Genomic DNA, 13,074 nt, shown 5'->3' with positions numbered 1-13,074 from the left:
GGCTTGTCAGTGGTTTTCATCATGAGCCTCGAAAACCTGTTTGGCATAGGCATCCAAAATCGCCTCGCACTCCTGCAACCGCGTCGCCGCTACCTCGGCCAGTTGCGCTCCATAGAAATCGAGCTTGCGGATCTTTTCGAGCCAGCGTTGCAATTTCTTTAGGTCGGAATCCTCTTCCTCCAGTTCCGCGTAAGTGAACTTCTGGATCGCCACTTCGTGGGCGATCTCGGCCTCGAAGTCCGCGCAGCGGCCGAGGAACTCACGATACTGGTCGTCCCGATCAGCTTTGAAACGAGCGATGACTTTATCTTCCTGAGCACGGTCCAGCGCCACAGTCTCCAGGATCACACAATCGCCAGCCATGCCGGCGATGTCGTTTTCAATCATCTTCAGTCGGCGAATATGGTCATCGGTCTTGGGCAACAGGCACACCCCGCTTTGCAAGTACACGGCCCCCATGGCTTTTAGGCGGCGCCATAAGGCTATGCGTTTGGTGGTCGGCTCTGCGGGGACTTTGTAGGTGATCAATAGCCAGTTTGTTGCGCTCATAGAGACTCATAAAATGTAACGATGGTTACATCCTAGCCGAACTGAATCTAGAAAACCAAACAGTGATCAACTGAGGCGTCAGAGGTACACACCCTGGTCATCAGTTCTACTGATCGAACATCCGGGATGGTTGCATGAGTCGCAGTGGAGAAGGTTAGGGCCGTTCGCGGTTGGCCGTTTTCTTGACCGAATCTACACATCTCAACCATTCGCCAACGCCTGCAATTGGGCCGATTGCAACCGGTCGCGGATGGCCGGAGTCGGCGAGGAGCGACCGGCAGACAAGCCGCTGGCATGTCGGCATACGCTGTTTGATTTGAGCTTTTGGCGGCAACCGATGGCGATACCTACCGGGATACCTCAACGCGCGCCCTCAAACAATCCGCCCCAGTCGCTGAGGCGCTCTTTACGAGTCATTTAATAGCGAATCCATTCACTGATCCGCAGACCCCGTAACGGCGAAAATGTTGCAGGGCACTTGATACAGAACATGCTCCGTCGTACTGCCCACCCATTTGCCCAGTCCCTTGCGATGCGCGTTTCCCATGACGATCACATCGGCCCGGTGATGCGCTGCAAAGTCGGCCAGCGCTTTGCCAGGTGGCCCTTCAACGAAGTGTTGTCGCTCAGTGGGCACACCATAGTGGTCAGCCAATGCGATAAATGACTTTTGCAGTGACTTGCGCACTTCGCTGCTGAAACCTGGCATCGTCACTGCACCAGCGCCTGCGTCGGATATATGTGTCTGCGATAGATCGTAGGCATGCAGCAGATGCAGTTCCGCGCTGCATTGCATTGACAATCCGTTCGCCGCCTGGATGATGCGGTCGTTGATGCCAGCGATCTGAGTCTCAGGTTGTGACGGATCGACTGCCGCCACTACCACCCGCGGAAGTGGACACCTGATTTCGCTGACCAGATGCACAGCCACCGGACATTCACGCAACAGGTGCCAATCCAGAGGCGTAATGAAAACGCGTTTGAGCGCTGACTCGTGTTGCACGTCCTTGATAACCAGATCCGGCTGCATTTCTGCCACATGCCGAAGTATTTCTTGCAGCGCGGTTCGCGTAACAAGCACTTCGGTACTCACCATGACCCCGCGCTCGCGTATTAGATCGGCCTCATCCTTCAACCATTTTTCGTTCTCTTGCTGACAGGCCTCACGAAAACGTGCACCAGCGCTCAAACCCAAGAGGTTGTAGTCTTCGATAAACACCGTGATGTGCAGCGCTGCGCCAGTGGCTTCGGCAATGGCGACCGCTCGCTCCAACGCCGGTGTGTGACGCATGCCTGGACCGGCTATCAGAAAGAGTCGTTGATATTGGCTCATGTAACACCTCCAAACGTTCCGGGATATCTAGCTCCCCCAGCGCTCTCGCCTGTCACACCACCGACGATTTACTATCGCCTCAACTATCTGGATCGACACTATCAATATACGCCTGGATTCCCGAGTTTGGAGCCATAGGCTTTAAGGATGGCGTAGACCTCGCTCATGCGATCGTCCCTACTTCGCCGACCCACCACGCGGCTTATAAAAAAGAAACATCAAGGTCTCTGTGGTCTTGATGTATTTCCTGGCCCAAACGGGTTTCACATTCCGGTCGTGGAAATACATCGCGCCGCGGGTTCGGTCGTTCAGTTGCTTGTTGAGCGCCTTGCGCGCGATTTCCTTGGCCATCGCGTATTGGGTTTCTTCCTGGACCTGATCCGAGCGTCCATCACACCACCACGAAAACTGACAATTCCTGGTTTCAGAACCCTGCTTGACCACGGCGCATACCGTGTCCGGAAAGCCCCCATGGCCCAGGCGGTTCATGACGACGCTGGCGACGGCTTCCATGTCGGCGGACGATTTGCCTTTGGCTTCCCAATAGATGGAGCGGGCCAGACAGGTGGTTGCATCGTCCAGCGGCGACGCACCGGCGGGATCGACTGCCTGAACTTCGGAGGTGGTGATGGCTTCTGACCTGGGCACCGGTACATCGGAGCCCATCTCCGCAGCTTTATGCTCAAGGACCTCGGCCTTGTCCTCAGCCACTTCCTTTTTTTGCTCTTGCTCAGACGCAGTGGCCTGGCCAGCGAGAAGAGTTATTGCCAAGCAGGTGGCTATCCAGATAACTCGCATGATCGACCCTTCTGGCGGAATCGGGAGCACGCCGCGCTGGCGACTTTGCTTGATTGTAGTTGCCAAAATTCATTCCAACAGACGAACAAAAAAAACAGTCTTGGGGCGTGAAAAGTCATTGCACTCGCGGGGGTGAAATCGCGCATCATGGGCGCAGTCAGCTCAAGGGGATTTCCATGCGCTTCAAATCATCTGCTATGCGTCTTGCCACGTTGTCACTGGGGATGTTGTTCGCCGTGAATGCGTTGGCGGCCGACGAAAAACAACTGATTGATTCGATCAACCTCTACCGCAGCCAGGTGCAGCGCTGCGCGGGTCAGGTATCGCAGGAACTGCCACCGCTGGCCGGCGACCCACGTTTGGCGCTGAACGCCAACAGCGTCGGCAATCTGCAGCAGGCAATGGCCAGCGCGGGTTATCCGATGAAGAATGTACAGGCGATCAGCCTGTCCGGGCCGCGCGATGCGCCGTCGGCGATGAAAGCCATTCAGGAAAGCTTTTGCCAGATCGTGCTGGACCCGCAATTCGTCGATGTCGGCGTCAGCCACCAGGACCACGAGTGGCGCATCGTGCTGGCTCGGCCACTGCTGAGCGCTCGCCTGGGCGACTGGCAGGCGGAAGGTCAGAAGCTGTTGGCCGAACTCAACATCGCACGCAGTCAGCCGCGCCAGTGCGGCACGCAATCCTTTGCCGCCACCACGCCACTGGCCTGGAACGCCACGCTGGCGACGGCGGCCGAGGAGCACGCACGGTCGATGGCCAACAACAATTACTTCGATCACAAGGACCGCGATGGCCGCATGCCGGGTGACCGGGCTGAATTGGCAGGTTATGGCGGCGGGCAGGTCGGCGAGACCATCGCTGCCGGACAAGACACCGTGCGCAAGGTGGTAGATGGCTGGGTGTCCAGCGCCGGTCACTGCGCGAACCTGATGAACCCGCAGTACCGGGAGTTGGGCGCGGCCTATGCGGTTGATCCGAAGAGTGATCCGGGGATTTACTGGACGGCGATGTTCGGGGCGCAGTGAGTTCGGGACGATTGATAGAAAAAAACCCGGAGCCCTGTCATGGGGCTCCGGGTTTCTTTTTGTGGCGATCGTCAGTGGGTACTCATCCCGGCCGCCTGCATCAACAATCGCAATGCCCCCGCCACTAATGGTAGCCATCACCGATCCTCACTTTTCCGCGGAACACGTAGTAGCTCCAGCAGGTGTACATCAGGATTATCGGCCAGGAGCTGTGCCATCCGGATCAGGCGATCGAGGACTTTGACGAGATCGCCTTTTTCCCGCCGGTGACCGGGGGCTGAAGCATGACGGTTCGACATCGGCCAACGGGTGAAAACCCAACGCGTTTCACGCCTCCACCTGCACCACCTCGATCCCTAGCTTCTGATAGTCCTCGACATTGCCCGACGCCACATGACGCTCGGTGATCAGGGTATGAATGCGCTGACACGGCGCGACAACGAACGGCTCCACCGCCCCCAGTTTGTCGGCGGTGGTAACGGCAACGACATGGGAGGCGCTGGCGAGCATCGCCTGTTTGACCGGCACCTCGTCGAAATGCAGGGAGCTGATGCCGACTTCCGGGTGAATCGCGCAGACCCCGGTGAACAGCAGATCAGCCTTGATGCCCTCGATCAGCCGCAGGGTTTCATGTCCGCTGGCCGACATGGTTGCAGGATTGAGTTGCCCGCCGGCCAGAATCACCGTGATGCCTTTGTATTCAGCCAGGGTGATCGCGATCATCGGCGAGGCGGTGACGGCCGTGATGGAAATATCCGAAGGCAGCGACCGGGCGATCTGCAGCGTCGTGCTCCCCGAATCGAAAATGACAATCTGGCCGTTGTGTACCTGGCGAGCGGCGAGTTGCGCCAGGTGTGTTTTCACCTCATCGGTTTCACTGACGCGGGTGAAATAATCCTTGCCGGTGTCCTTGGGCCGCGGCAGCGCCCCGCCGTGCACCCGCAGCACCAGCCCGGCGGTGGCCAGCTCCGCCAGATCACGGCGAATGGTGTCTTCGGACACCGCGAAATGCTGGCTCAGTTCACTAGCCATGACCTTGCCATCACGTTCGAGAATCAATAGGATTTTTTGCCGACGCAGATAAGGGAGCTCGACGGCTGAGTGTGAGTCGTGCATGTTTTTGCCCGTTTTTGCGCGTAATTGCGTGTTTGTGCGAGACTAGCTAAAGCGCGGGGTAAACACAAACCACCCGGACATCAATTCTTTCGATGATTCAAAACATAAAGCCGAATTTTTTATTTGTTTGTGACTTGTTCAAGATGGCGCCATCACAAATGCTTTGGATGAAAACTTCATGAACCTGAATTTTGCCTTTGCCTGCATGATCGTGGTCTCGTTCGCGATTGCGTTGGGGCACACCTGATCAGCAGAAGCCGAGGGCCATTCGCTCCCTCCTCCATCCAGAGTCGACTCATACTATTTTCCCTTGTATCGAACGGCGCTCTCGTCACGCCTGAAAGGCCGGATACAACGGTGCCCTGGTGGAGCTTTACCAAAACTGTGCTCGCTGCTGCCGCGCTGTCACTGGTGCGTGACGGGTTGATCACCCTGGACGACACCGTTGCTGAAGGCCCCTTCACGCTGCGCCAGCTGCTGCGGCATGAGGCCGGGCTGGCGGATTATGGCGAACTCGCCGACTACCACAACGCCGTGGCCCGCCATGAGACGCCCTGGTCGGCCGATGACATGCTGCAACGCCTTGATGCCAGCCGGTTGCGCTACGCACCCGGGGACGGTTGGCGCTATTCAAACGTCGGCTATCTGTTTGTCGTGCGACTGATTGAACGCGTGACTGGGCGCACGCTTGAAGCAGCGCTCACGGAGCGTGTGTTCGCCCACCTCGGTTTATCCCGCATACGCCTCGCCAAAACGCAAGCCGATCTAGAGGGCGTGAACATGGGGAGCGCGCCAACCTACGACCCCGGTTGGGTCTATCACGGTTTACTTGTCGGCCCGCTTGAGGAAGCCGCCCTTTGTCTGGACGGCCTGCTGGCCGGGCACCTTCTGCCAAACTCGCTGCTGCACGCGATGCAAACGGCACGCGTCCTCGGCGGCCCGCTTCCCGGTCGCCCGTGGACTTCCCCGGGCTACGCTCTCGGCCTGATGCAGGGTTTGGTCATGGGCGATCTGACGTTGAGCGGACACACCGGCGCCGGTCCGGGCAGCGTAGTGGCGGTCTATCGCTGCGTTGATGGCGAAAACGCGGCGAGTTGTGCTGTCTTCCATGAAGGCGCCAACGAAGGGGTTGCCGAAGCAGAAGTGGTCGAGCGCCTGTCGGCAGCCCTTGGGAGAAGCCGGTAGAAAAGCCGTAACCCTTCCCAACATGGTCTATAACCAGTGGCGACATGATTTGGATCAGGGAACGTTGAAGGCTCCCTCGCTAAATTGATCTCTTGAAAAAAAGCCGACAAGTGACTGTCCGCTAGGAGATTCCTCGCATGAAAGCCCTGAAAATAGCCGCCAGTGATTCCGCGTTCGATTGCTTCCAGACCTCCCGAGAAGTGATTCCGCTCAATCAAACTGACTACACCGATGTCGCGGTTGCAGTGTTCTCTGTGGAGGATGTGGTGGCGGGCGCCCTGGACGCCCTGCAACGTACCGGTTTCGATATCCCCATTTTTCTCGTCGCCTCCCCCGGTTCCGGCAACCGCGCCCGGGACGTCTACAAGCACCTGCAAGACGTTCTGCTTCAGGTGAATGGTATTTTTGACCCCTCGCGCAACAACGCCGAATACCATGGCAACCAATTGGAGACCGCGGCAAAAGCCTATGAAGAAAGTCTCCTGCCACCCTTCTTCGACGCGCTCAAGCACTACACCGAATCGGCCAACGCGACGTTCGCCTGCCCTGGCCACCAGGGCGGCCAGTTTTTCCGCAAACACCCGGCTGGCCGACAGTTTTTCGACTTCTTCGGCGAGACCCTGTTTCGCGCCGACATGTGCAACGCCGACGTCAAACTCGGCGATTTGCTGATCCACGAAGGCCCGGCACTTCTGGCGCAAAAACACGCGGCGCAGGTGTTCAACGCCGACAAGACCTACTTCGTGCTCAATGGCACATCGGCCTCCAACAAGGTGGTTACCAACGCGTTGCTCACGCCTGGCGATCTGGTGCTGTTCGACCGCAACAACCACAAATCCAATCACCAAGGTGCGTTGATCCAGGCGGGGGCGACCCCGGTTTACCTGGAAACCGCGCGCAACCCTTATGGGTTCATCGGCGGGATTGACGCGCATTGTTTCGAAGAAGATTACCTGCGCGAACTCATCAGCGAAGTCGCACCGGACAAGGCCCAGCTGCCACGGCCGTTTCGCCTGGCGATCATTCAGCTGGGCACCTATGACGGCACCATCTACAACGCCAGACAAGTCGTCGATCGCATCGGCAAACTGTGCGACTACATCCTGTTTGACTCGGCGTGGGTGGGCTACGAACAGTTCATCCCGATGATGAAGGATTGCTCGCCGTTGCTGCTGGATCTGCATGAATACGACCCCGGGATCTTTGTCACTCAATCGGTGCACAAACAGCAGGCGGGGTTTTCCCAGGCGTCGCAGATCCACAAGAAAGATCGCCATATCAAAGGCCAGGCCCGTTATTGCAACCATGCACGGGTGAACAACGCCTTCATGGCCCAAGCCTCTACCAGCCCGTTTTACCCGCTGTTCGCCTCACTGGATGTGAACGCGCGCATTCATTCCGGCCGCAGTGGCCTGCGCCTGTGGGAAGACTGTGTGAAGTTCGGCATCGACGCACGCAAGTTGATTCTGGAAGCGTGCACCATGGTTCGCCCCTTCGTGCCGGACACCATTGACGGTCGCCCCTGGCAGGACCATCCGACTGAGGACATCGCCAACGACATCCGGTTTTTCGAATTCCATCCGAAGGATCGCTGGCATGCCTTCAGCGGTTACGCCGACAAGCAATACTTCATCGACCCCTGCAAGTTGCTGTTCACAACACCCGGCATCGACCCGATCGATGGCAGTTACACCGACTTCGGCATCCATGCCGGCATCCTCGCCAACTTCCTGCGCGAGAATGGCATCGTTCCGGAAAAGTGCGACCTGAACTCGATTCTGTTCTTGCTCACCCCGGCCGAAGACTGGGCGAAGATGACCCATCTCGCCGCACAGATCGCGCGCTTTGAACGCTTCATCAGTGATGACGCGCCGATGAGCCGGGTGTTGCCGGCCATCTATGCGCAGCACCAGGAGCGCTATCGCAACTACACCATTCGCCAACTCTGCCAGGAGATGCACGACCTCTACCGCGACCACAACGTCCAGCAATTGCAGAAAGCAATGTTCCGCAAGGAACACTTCCCGAAAAAGGCGATGAATCCGCAGGCAGCACAATTCGAGTTCATCCGTGGCAACGTCGAACTGGTGGCACTGGCAGACGCGGAGGGTCGCATCGCTGCCGAAGGTGCGCTGCCCTATCCACCCGGCGTGCTCTGCGTGGTGCCCGGGGAAATATGGGGAGGTGCGGTGCTCAAATACTTCCTGGCGCTGGAGGAAGGTATCAACTCTCTTCCTGGATTCACGCCGGAACTGCAGGGCGTGTACTTGAAACAGGAAGGGGGTCGCATTCGAGCCTATGGGTACGTGATCAAGACTTGAGTCTTCACGCCTCCAGCGGTGTGTCAGCCCGGGGTTGAGCGTGATGGCGAGTGGATATCTGCGCGAAGCCGATTATGCTTCAGGAAACCTTGCAGCGATGCGAGGCCGTCAGCCTGTGTGCATGCTTCGCGCAATCCGTATTCCGACGACATCAGCCCCAGGGCCTGGGTGCGGCAAAAAGGTAACGAGGTACTCCGGCCTATAACAAGAACGACGGAGAAGACTCATGGCCGCAATCGACAACACTTCCACGGGCAGCGCGCCCCACCACGGGATCACCAAGGAGGAGCGCAAGGTCATTTTTGCCTCGTCCCTGGGCACCGTGTTCGAGTGGTACGACTTCTACCTTTATGGGTCTCTCGCTGCGATCATTGCCAAGCACTTCTTCGCCGGCGTCAATGAGACAACGTCCTTCATCTTCGCGCTGCTCGCGTTCGCTGCGGGCTTCGCGGTACGCCCCTTCGGCGCCATCGTGTTCGGCCGACTGGGTGACATGATCGGGCGCAAACACACCTTTCTCATCACCATTGTGATCATGGGTATCTCCACCGCCATCGTGGGCTTTTTGCCCGGCTACGCGACCATTGGCGTGGCGGCACCGATCATCCTGATCACCTTGCGTCTGCTGCAAGGCCTGGCCCTGGGCGGTGAGTACGGCGGCGCTGCGACCTACGTGGCGGAACATGCGCCGAAAGGCAAACGCGGCTACTTCACCTCGTGGATTCAAACCACTGCAACCCTTGGGCTGTTCCTCTCGCTGCTGGTGATCCTCGCTTGCCGCACGGTCCTCGGCACAGAAGCTTTCGAGGCCTGGGGCTGGCGGATTCCATTCCTGCTGTCGATCCTGCTGCTGATTGTCTCGGTGTACATCCGCCTGCAACTCAGCGAGTCGCCGGTGTTCTTGAAGATGAAAGCCGAAGGCAAGTCCTCCAAGGCGCCGCTGACCGAATCCTTCGCCCGCTGGGACAATCTCAAGATCGTGATCATGGCCCTGCTCGGCGGCACTGCCGGCCAGGCCGTCGTCTGGTACACCGGGCAGTTCTATGCGCTGTTCTTCCTGCTGCAGACGCTGAAGATAGAACCGCAGACCGCCAACTTGCTGATTGCCGGCTCGCTGCTGATCGGCACGCCGTTCTTCGTCATATTCGGCAGTCTGTCCGACCGTATCGGCCGCAAAGGGATCATCATGGCCGGCTGCATTATCGCGGCGCTGACTTACTTCCCGATCTTCCATGCGTTGACCCAATACGGAAACCCCGACGTGTTCATCGCGCAGGAGAAGAACCCGGTCACGGTGGTCGCCGATCCTGACCAGTGCTCGTTCCAGTTCGACCCGGTGGGCAAGGCCAAATTCACCAGCTCCTGCGACCTCGCCAAGACTGTTCTGGCGAAGAGGGCCATCCCCTACAAGAACGAGAAGGCTGAGCCTGGCGCCGTCGCGCAGGTCCGCATCGGCAACAAAGTGATCCCGAGCTTCGAGGGCACCGGCATGCCGGCCGCCGACTTCAAGGCCAAGAACGACACCTTCGCCGCCACCCTCGGCACCGCGCTCAAGGACGCCGGCTACCCCGAGAAGGCCGACCCGGCCAAGACCAACTACCCAATGGTCCTGCTGCTCCTGACCATCCTGGTGATCTACGTGACCATGGTCTATGGCCCGATCGCCGCCTGGCTGGTGGAACTGTTCCCGGCGCGCATCCGCTACACCTCGATGTCGCTGCCCTACCACATCGGCAACGGATGGTTCGGCGGCTTTCTGCCCACGGTGGCGTTTGCCATGGTCGCGGCCACGGGTGATATCTACTACGGGCTGTGGTACCCCATCGTCATCGCGGTGATGACGGCGATTCTTGGCATCTTCTTCCTGCCGGAAACCAAGGATCGGGAAATTCATCACACCTAGGCTGGCATCTGCCCTCTCTCGCAAGGGAGAGGGCAATCCTTCTGTATTTAGTGTGTTGTAGGGAAAAGGAAGAAATGGACGGGAAATGGGGACGGGGAAATGGGGACGGATCTATTTGTTCGGCTCGTTACGAGCGCAGCACGCCGATCGCCCGTCGATACTTTTCAATGCGCTCCAGGTCTTCCCACGACGGCTGCGCAATCCGTGACAGATCGCTGTTCTCTTCAAGGTCCGCCAGTTTGACTACCCGGCCAATGGGATTCTGCGCCGCGCGCTCGACGAAGGCCTCATAGGATTCACCTGGCACTTTAGTGACCGATTCGATGGCTGTCAGAACGACTTCGCTGAACCCTTCCTTGCGCAGGTCATCAAGGCTGATGCCGCAGTCCTCGACCACGTCATGCAGCACTGCGACGATGCGTTCTTCCAGCGTCGTAACCCGCAACATGACTTTCAGCGGATGCAGAATGTAAGGGTTTGCGCCCTTGTCGACCTGCCCCTCATGCGCGGTGGCGGCGATGGCAATGGCGCGTTCCAGTGTTTGAGTCATCTCGCAGCTCCCAGGCTTGAATGTCTTAACGGTCGTCGGGCTTGAGCAACACAAGGCCTTCCTCAAGCGCTGAGGCGACAATATTTTGTGCGGGTACGTTGATCCAGGTTGAAGCATCGATTTCGCCCATTGACGCAAGCCAGCGCCCAACCATCTGATAACCGAGCGTATAGCCAAGCCATTTTGGGTGAGCACCAAAACCGAAGAACCACTCTGCGTGATTGTAGTTCGTGGACTCAAGGGTCTTCAGGCCTACAGGTGAGCGAAGCAGATCGGCGCAGGTGACGGCACACTCCCAAGGCTCTGGGTCATTACCGAGCAAGTGCCGGACAAACTGTCCGGCAAGTCCCTCGCTGACCAAGGCTTCTCCTAACGTCCAACCGTAGCCAGGGCCCGCCATGCGCAAGCAATGATGGACTTCATGGACAATCTGTCGATGCAGCGCGCCAGTGCGCAGACTTGGCAGAAAATTCGGGTTGTCCGGGTCGATGGTCATCGTGAACATGGTGCTTCGATAAGCCCGCCCCACGAGGCCCATCTCAGGAATGGTCTCGCCAGGGAGCCGCTGGATCAACACATCAAGTCGCGGAGGCGTCATCAGACGGGAGACCGTCTTGTAAGCGGCGTCAAACTCGCCGATCAGATCGGAGCGAAGTTCAGCAAGACTCCCCGAGGCTTCCAGCCAATGCAGTGTCCATGCGTCCATTCTTACCTCTGAAAAACTGTCACGAAGCCTAAAAACTCAGCCCAACAGATGCTGTGAGATGAGTTTGGAAATCTCGACCATCGACGTCCTCCCAGTGAATTCAAACTTCACTTTGCCCAGCGCCGAGAAGTAGATCTCCAGCTCAGAATCCAGGTCGAAGGTGCCCGAGGTTTCCACGGAGTAAGCGACGATGTTTTTGTAAGGCAACGAAGTGAAGTCTTTTTTGCTGCCGGTGATGCCTTGGACGTTGACCGCGATGATTCGTTTGTTGGTAAACACCACGCCGTCGCGCATGGATTTATAGGCATCAATGACCTGCTCGCCGTCCAGCAGCAGCGCGGTGACTCGCTCCGCGTACTCGTTGTTTTGCTTGAGTTTGAAAAAGCCTTTGTTGTTGAAATCGATCATCCGCCATTCCCTTCCTTAAAGAGTGTTCCCTGGATTGCCAGCGCGTGGCGCGGCGAGCATACCATCGGGCCTGCGCTTTTTGCGCCCCCTCCACAGCGGATCTGAAAATCCAATGGAACCCTGCGCCTCATCGCGCTTTCGAAACCCTATCAGCGCTGATCTTTGATCAAACAAGGCGCCATTGGAGAGGAAATCCCGATGAACAGTAGACTGCTGTTTTTGCTTGCCAGCCTGAGTCCCACCCTGGTCATGGCTGAAGGCTGTGACGTGCTGACCCGCTCTCAAAGCCCTTCCGTTCCAGTGGTGGAATCTCATAGCTGCTATGAGTACGAAGGCATGCCGGTGAACGCCATCGATTGGTCATGCAGCAACGAGAGTAAAGACATGCTGGCCAGCACCAAGAAAAAAGTCGAACAGTGCGCCGATCATTCTCAGGCCACGTGTATCGCGACGTTGACGCAAGAATCGCTGGCCAACCCTCACTCCACCAGCAAGGACAAGAACAGCAAATCGCTGAACATTCCCGCCAATGCTCAAGTGACTACGTACTACTACGACGCTGAGTATTTGAATCAGGCGAAGATTGATTGCGAGTCGGGTGGTGGACACTGGAAAGCGAAGTAGCCGCTCAAGAACGCAAAAGCGCCTTCACCATCGGAATGCAAGCGAGTTGCAGGCCGGAGGGCGAATGGTAAATAGCCGTCTGCTCACCGACGAAACCGCATCGCCGGTAGAAGTGAGCGGCGTTCAACGTAGCGTCCAGTTGAACTTCCTCCAGCCCCAAATCCCGCGCCAGGCACTCAAGGTAATCCAGAATGCGCTTGCCAATGCCCCGCTGCATAAAGCCAGGCAGGACAAAGATCGCGCCGATTTCACGCCTCTCCAGATCAAGCATGCCTGTCGCCACAGGCTCTCCCTGAATACACCCCAGATAAAAGTGTTTTCCCATCAGGTCGCAATATCCGTCCTCAGCGGCCCCTGCCGTCCAGACGTCCAGTTGCTGAGGGGTATAGGCGCCGATGCATTGATGCCGTATCGCTTGACGGCGAATGTCGAATGCCGTCCGGCAATCGCCTTGATGGGCTCGTTTGATCTCTAACATTTCAATCTCCGTTAGCCATCGGCGGACGGAGAACTAAAAAGCCCCGTCCATTTCTGGCGGGGCCTTGGCTAATAC

13 protein-coding genes and 2 pseudogenes are annotated in these 13,074 nt (G+C 57.9%); 6 read left to right on the top strand and 9 right to left on the bottom strand.

Features of this window, described 5'->3' with window-relative positions; genetic code table 11:
* Positions 1-6: 6 nt before the first annotated feature.
* The 3 genes from QFW87_RS11360 to QFW87_RS11350 all read right to left on the bottom strand — a co-directional run bounded on the left by QFW87_RS11360 (position 7) and on the right by QFW87_RS11350 (position 2,680).
* Positions 7-528, bottom strand: a complete 522-nt coding sequence (locus QFW87_RS11360; protein ID WP_283180551.1) for a Chromate resistance protein ChrB — start codon at positions 526-528, stop codon at positions 7-9.
* A 454-nt stretch (positions 529-982) separates the two neighbouring features.
* Complete coding sequence (locus QFW87_RS11355) at positions 983-1,882, bottom strand: universal stress protein (protein ID WP_283180552.1); 900 nt, start codon at positions 1,880-1,882, stop codon at positions 983-985.
* A 177-nt stretch (positions 1,883-2,059) separates the two neighbouring features.
* Positions 2,060-2,680, bottom strand: a complete 621-nt coding sequence (locus QFW87_RS11350; protein WP_283190905.1) for a cell wall hydrolase — start codon at positions 2,678-2,680, stop codon at positions 2,060-2,062.
* 176 nt (positions 2,681-2,856) lie between these two features.
* Between QFW87_RS11350 and QFW87_RS11345 the strand changes: the two genes are divergently transcribed.
* Positions 2,857-3,708 carry a CAP domain-containing protein gene (locus QFW87_RS11345; protein WP_283180553.1) on the top strand — a complete coding sequence of 284 codons (852 nt, stop codon included), beginning with the start codon at positions 2,857-2,859 and terminating at the stop codon, positions 3,706-3,708.
* 124 nt (positions 3,709-3,832) lie between these two features.
* On the opposite strand, the pseudogene QFW87_RS11340 reads toward QFW87_RS11345, so the two are convergent.
* Positions 3,833-3,910, bottom strand: a pseudogene (locus QFW87_RS11340) (hypothetical protein); the annotation flags it as partial.
* Here QFW87_RS11340 and QFW87_RS11335 point away from each other — a divergent pair.
* Positions 3,906-3,989: pseudogene (locus QFW87_RS11335) on the top strand (MoaD/ThiS family protein); the annotation flags it as partial. The pseudogenes QFW87_RS11340 and QFW87_RS11335 sit on opposite strands and share 5 nt — an antisense overlap.
* Positions 3,990-4,035: 46 nt before the next feature.
* Here the strand turns inward: QFW87_RS11335 and QFW87_RS11330 are convergent.
* The gene (locus QFW87_RS11330; RefSeq protein ID WP_283190531.1) at positions 4,036-4,824 is read right to left on the bottom strand and encodes a DeoR/GlpR family DNA-binding transcription regulator; all 789 of its coding nucleotides are present in this window, start codon (positions 4,822-4,824) and stop codon (positions 4,036-4,038) included.
* A 297-nt stretch (positions 4,825-5,121) separates the two neighbouring features.
* Here QFW87_RS11330 and QFW87_RS11325 point away from each other — a divergent pair, with 297 nt between their 5' ends.
* The 3 genes from QFW87_RS11325 to QFW87_RS11315 all read left to right on the top strand — a co-directional run bounded on the left by QFW87_RS11325 (position 5,122) and on the right by QFW87_RS11315 (position 10,233).
* Positions 5,122-6,009: a serine hydrolase domain-containing protein gene (locus tag QFW87_RS11325; protein WP_283190904.1), complete on the top strand. Its 888-nt coding sequence runs from the start codon at positions 5,122-5,124 to the stop codon at positions 6,007-6,009.
* Between the two features lie 137 nt (positions 6,010-6,146).
* The gene (gene speF / locus QFW87_RS11320; RefSeq protein WP_283190530.1) at positions 6,147-8,330 is read left to right on the top strand and encodes an ornithine decarboxylase SpeF; all 2,184 of its coding nucleotides are present in this window, start codon (positions 6,147-6,149) and stop codon (positions 8,328-8,330) included.
* Positions 8,331-8,556: 226 nt separating this feature from the next.
* Positions 8,557-10,233 carry an MFS transporter gene (locus QFW87_RS11315; RefSeq protein WP_283180557.1) on the top strand — a complete coding sequence of 559 codons (1,677 nt, stop codon included), beginning with the start codon at positions 8,557-8,559 and terminating at the stop codon, positions 10,231-10,233.
* A 127-nt stretch (positions 10,234-10,360) separates the two neighbouring features.
* On the opposite strand, the gene QFW87_RS11310 is transcribed toward QFW87_RS11315, so the two are convergent.
* Genes QFW87_RS11310 through QFW87_RS11300 form a run of 3 tightly spaced genes read right to left on the bottom strand, consistent with a single transcriptional unit; the run spans position 10,361 to position 11,897 of the window.
* Positions 10,361-10,783, bottom strand: coding sequence for an HD domain-containing protein (locus QFW87_RS11310; protein ID WP_283190529.1), 423 nt, complete (start codon positions 10,781-10,783; stop codon positions 10,361-10,363).
* Positions 10,784-10,808: 25 nt separating this feature from the next.
* Entirely contained in the window at positions 10,809-11,489 is a 681-nt protein-coding gene (locus QFW87_RS11305) for a DUF2268 domain-containing putative Zn-dependent protease (protein ID WP_283180561.1), read from the bottom strand.
* 36 nt (positions 11,490-11,525) lie between these two features.
* A complete protein-coding gene (locus QFW87_RS11300) occupies positions 11,526-11,897 on the bottom strand; it encodes a PH domain-containing protein (RefSeq protein ID WP_123367934.1) in 372 nt (123 codons plus the stop codon).
* 198 nt (positions 11,898-12,095) lie between these two features.
* Between QFW87_RS11300 and QFW87_RS11295 the strand changes: the two genes are divergently transcribed.
* Positions 12,096-12,521 carry a hypothetical protein gene (locus tag QFW87_RS11295; RefSeq protein WP_283180562.1) on the top strand — a complete coding sequence of 142 codons (426 nt, stop codon included), beginning with the start codon at positions 12,096-12,098 and terminating at the stop codon, positions 12,519-12,521.
* 4 nt (positions 12,522-12,525) lie between these two features.
* Here QFW87_RS11295 and QFW87_RS11290 read toward each other — a convergent pair whose 3' ends face one another.
* Positions 12,526-12,999, bottom strand: a complete 474-nt coding sequence (locus tag QFW87_RS11290; RefSeq protein WP_283190528.1) for a GNAT family N-acetyltransferase — start codon at positions 12,997-12,999, stop codon at positions 12,526-12,528.
* Between the last annotated feature and the right edge of the window lie 75 nt (positions 13,000-13,074).

Source organism: Pseudomonas sp. PMCC200344 (assembly GCF_030053095.1).
In the GTDB taxonomy this organism is placed as follows: Bacteria; Pseudomonadota; Gammaproteobacteria; order Pseudomonadales; family Pseudomonadaceae; genus Aquipseudomonas; species Aquipseudomonas svalbardensis.
Note: the sequence above shows the minus strand (reverse complement) of the source record. Positions and strands in the feature narration are given on the sequence as shown.

Coding starts and splice junctions, on each gene's coding strand:
- QFW87_RS11355 (WP_283180552.1), bottom strand. CDS start 1,882: ATGAGCCAATATCAACGACTCTTTCTGATAGCCGGTCCAGGCATGCGT.
- QFW87_RS11350 (WP_283190905.1), bottom strand. CDS start 2,680: ATGCGAGTTATCTGGATAGCCACCTGCTTGGCAATAACTCTTCTCGCT.
- QFW87_RS11345 (WP_283180553.1), top strand. CDS start 2,857: ATGCGCTTCAAATCATCTGCTATGCGTCTTGCCACGTTGTCACTGGGG.
- QFW87_RS11330 (WP_283190531.1), bottom strand. CDS start 4,824: ATGCACGACTCACACTCAGCCGTCGAGCTCCCTTATCTGCGTCGGCAA.
- speF (WP_283190530.1), top strand. CDS start 6,147: ATGAAAGCCCTGAAAATAGCCGCCAGTGATTCCGCGTTCGATTGCTTC.
- QFW87_RS11315 (WP_283180557.1), top strand. CDS start 8,557: ATGGCCGCAATCGACAACACTTCCACGGGCAGCGCGCCCCACCACGGG.
- QFW87_RS11310 (WP_283190529.1), bottom strand. CDS start 10,783: ATGACTCAAACACTGGAACGCGCCATTGCCATCGCCGCCACCGCGCAT.
- QFW87_RS11305 (WP_283180561.1), bottom strand. CDS start 11,489: ATGGACGCATGGACACTGCATTGGCTGGAAGCCTCGGGGAGTCTTGCT.
- QFW87_RS11300 (WP_123367934.1), bottom strand. CDS start 11,897: ATGATCGATTTCAACAACAAAGGCTTTTTCAAACTCAAGCAAAACAAC.
- QFW87_RS11295 (WP_283180562.1), top strand. CDS start 12,096: ATGAACAGTAGACTGCTGTTTTTGCTTGCCAGCCTGAGTCCCACCCTG.
- QFW87_RS11290 (WP_283190528.1), bottom strand. CDS start 12,999: ATGTTAGAGATCAAACGAGCCCATCAAGGCGATTGCCGGACGGCATTC.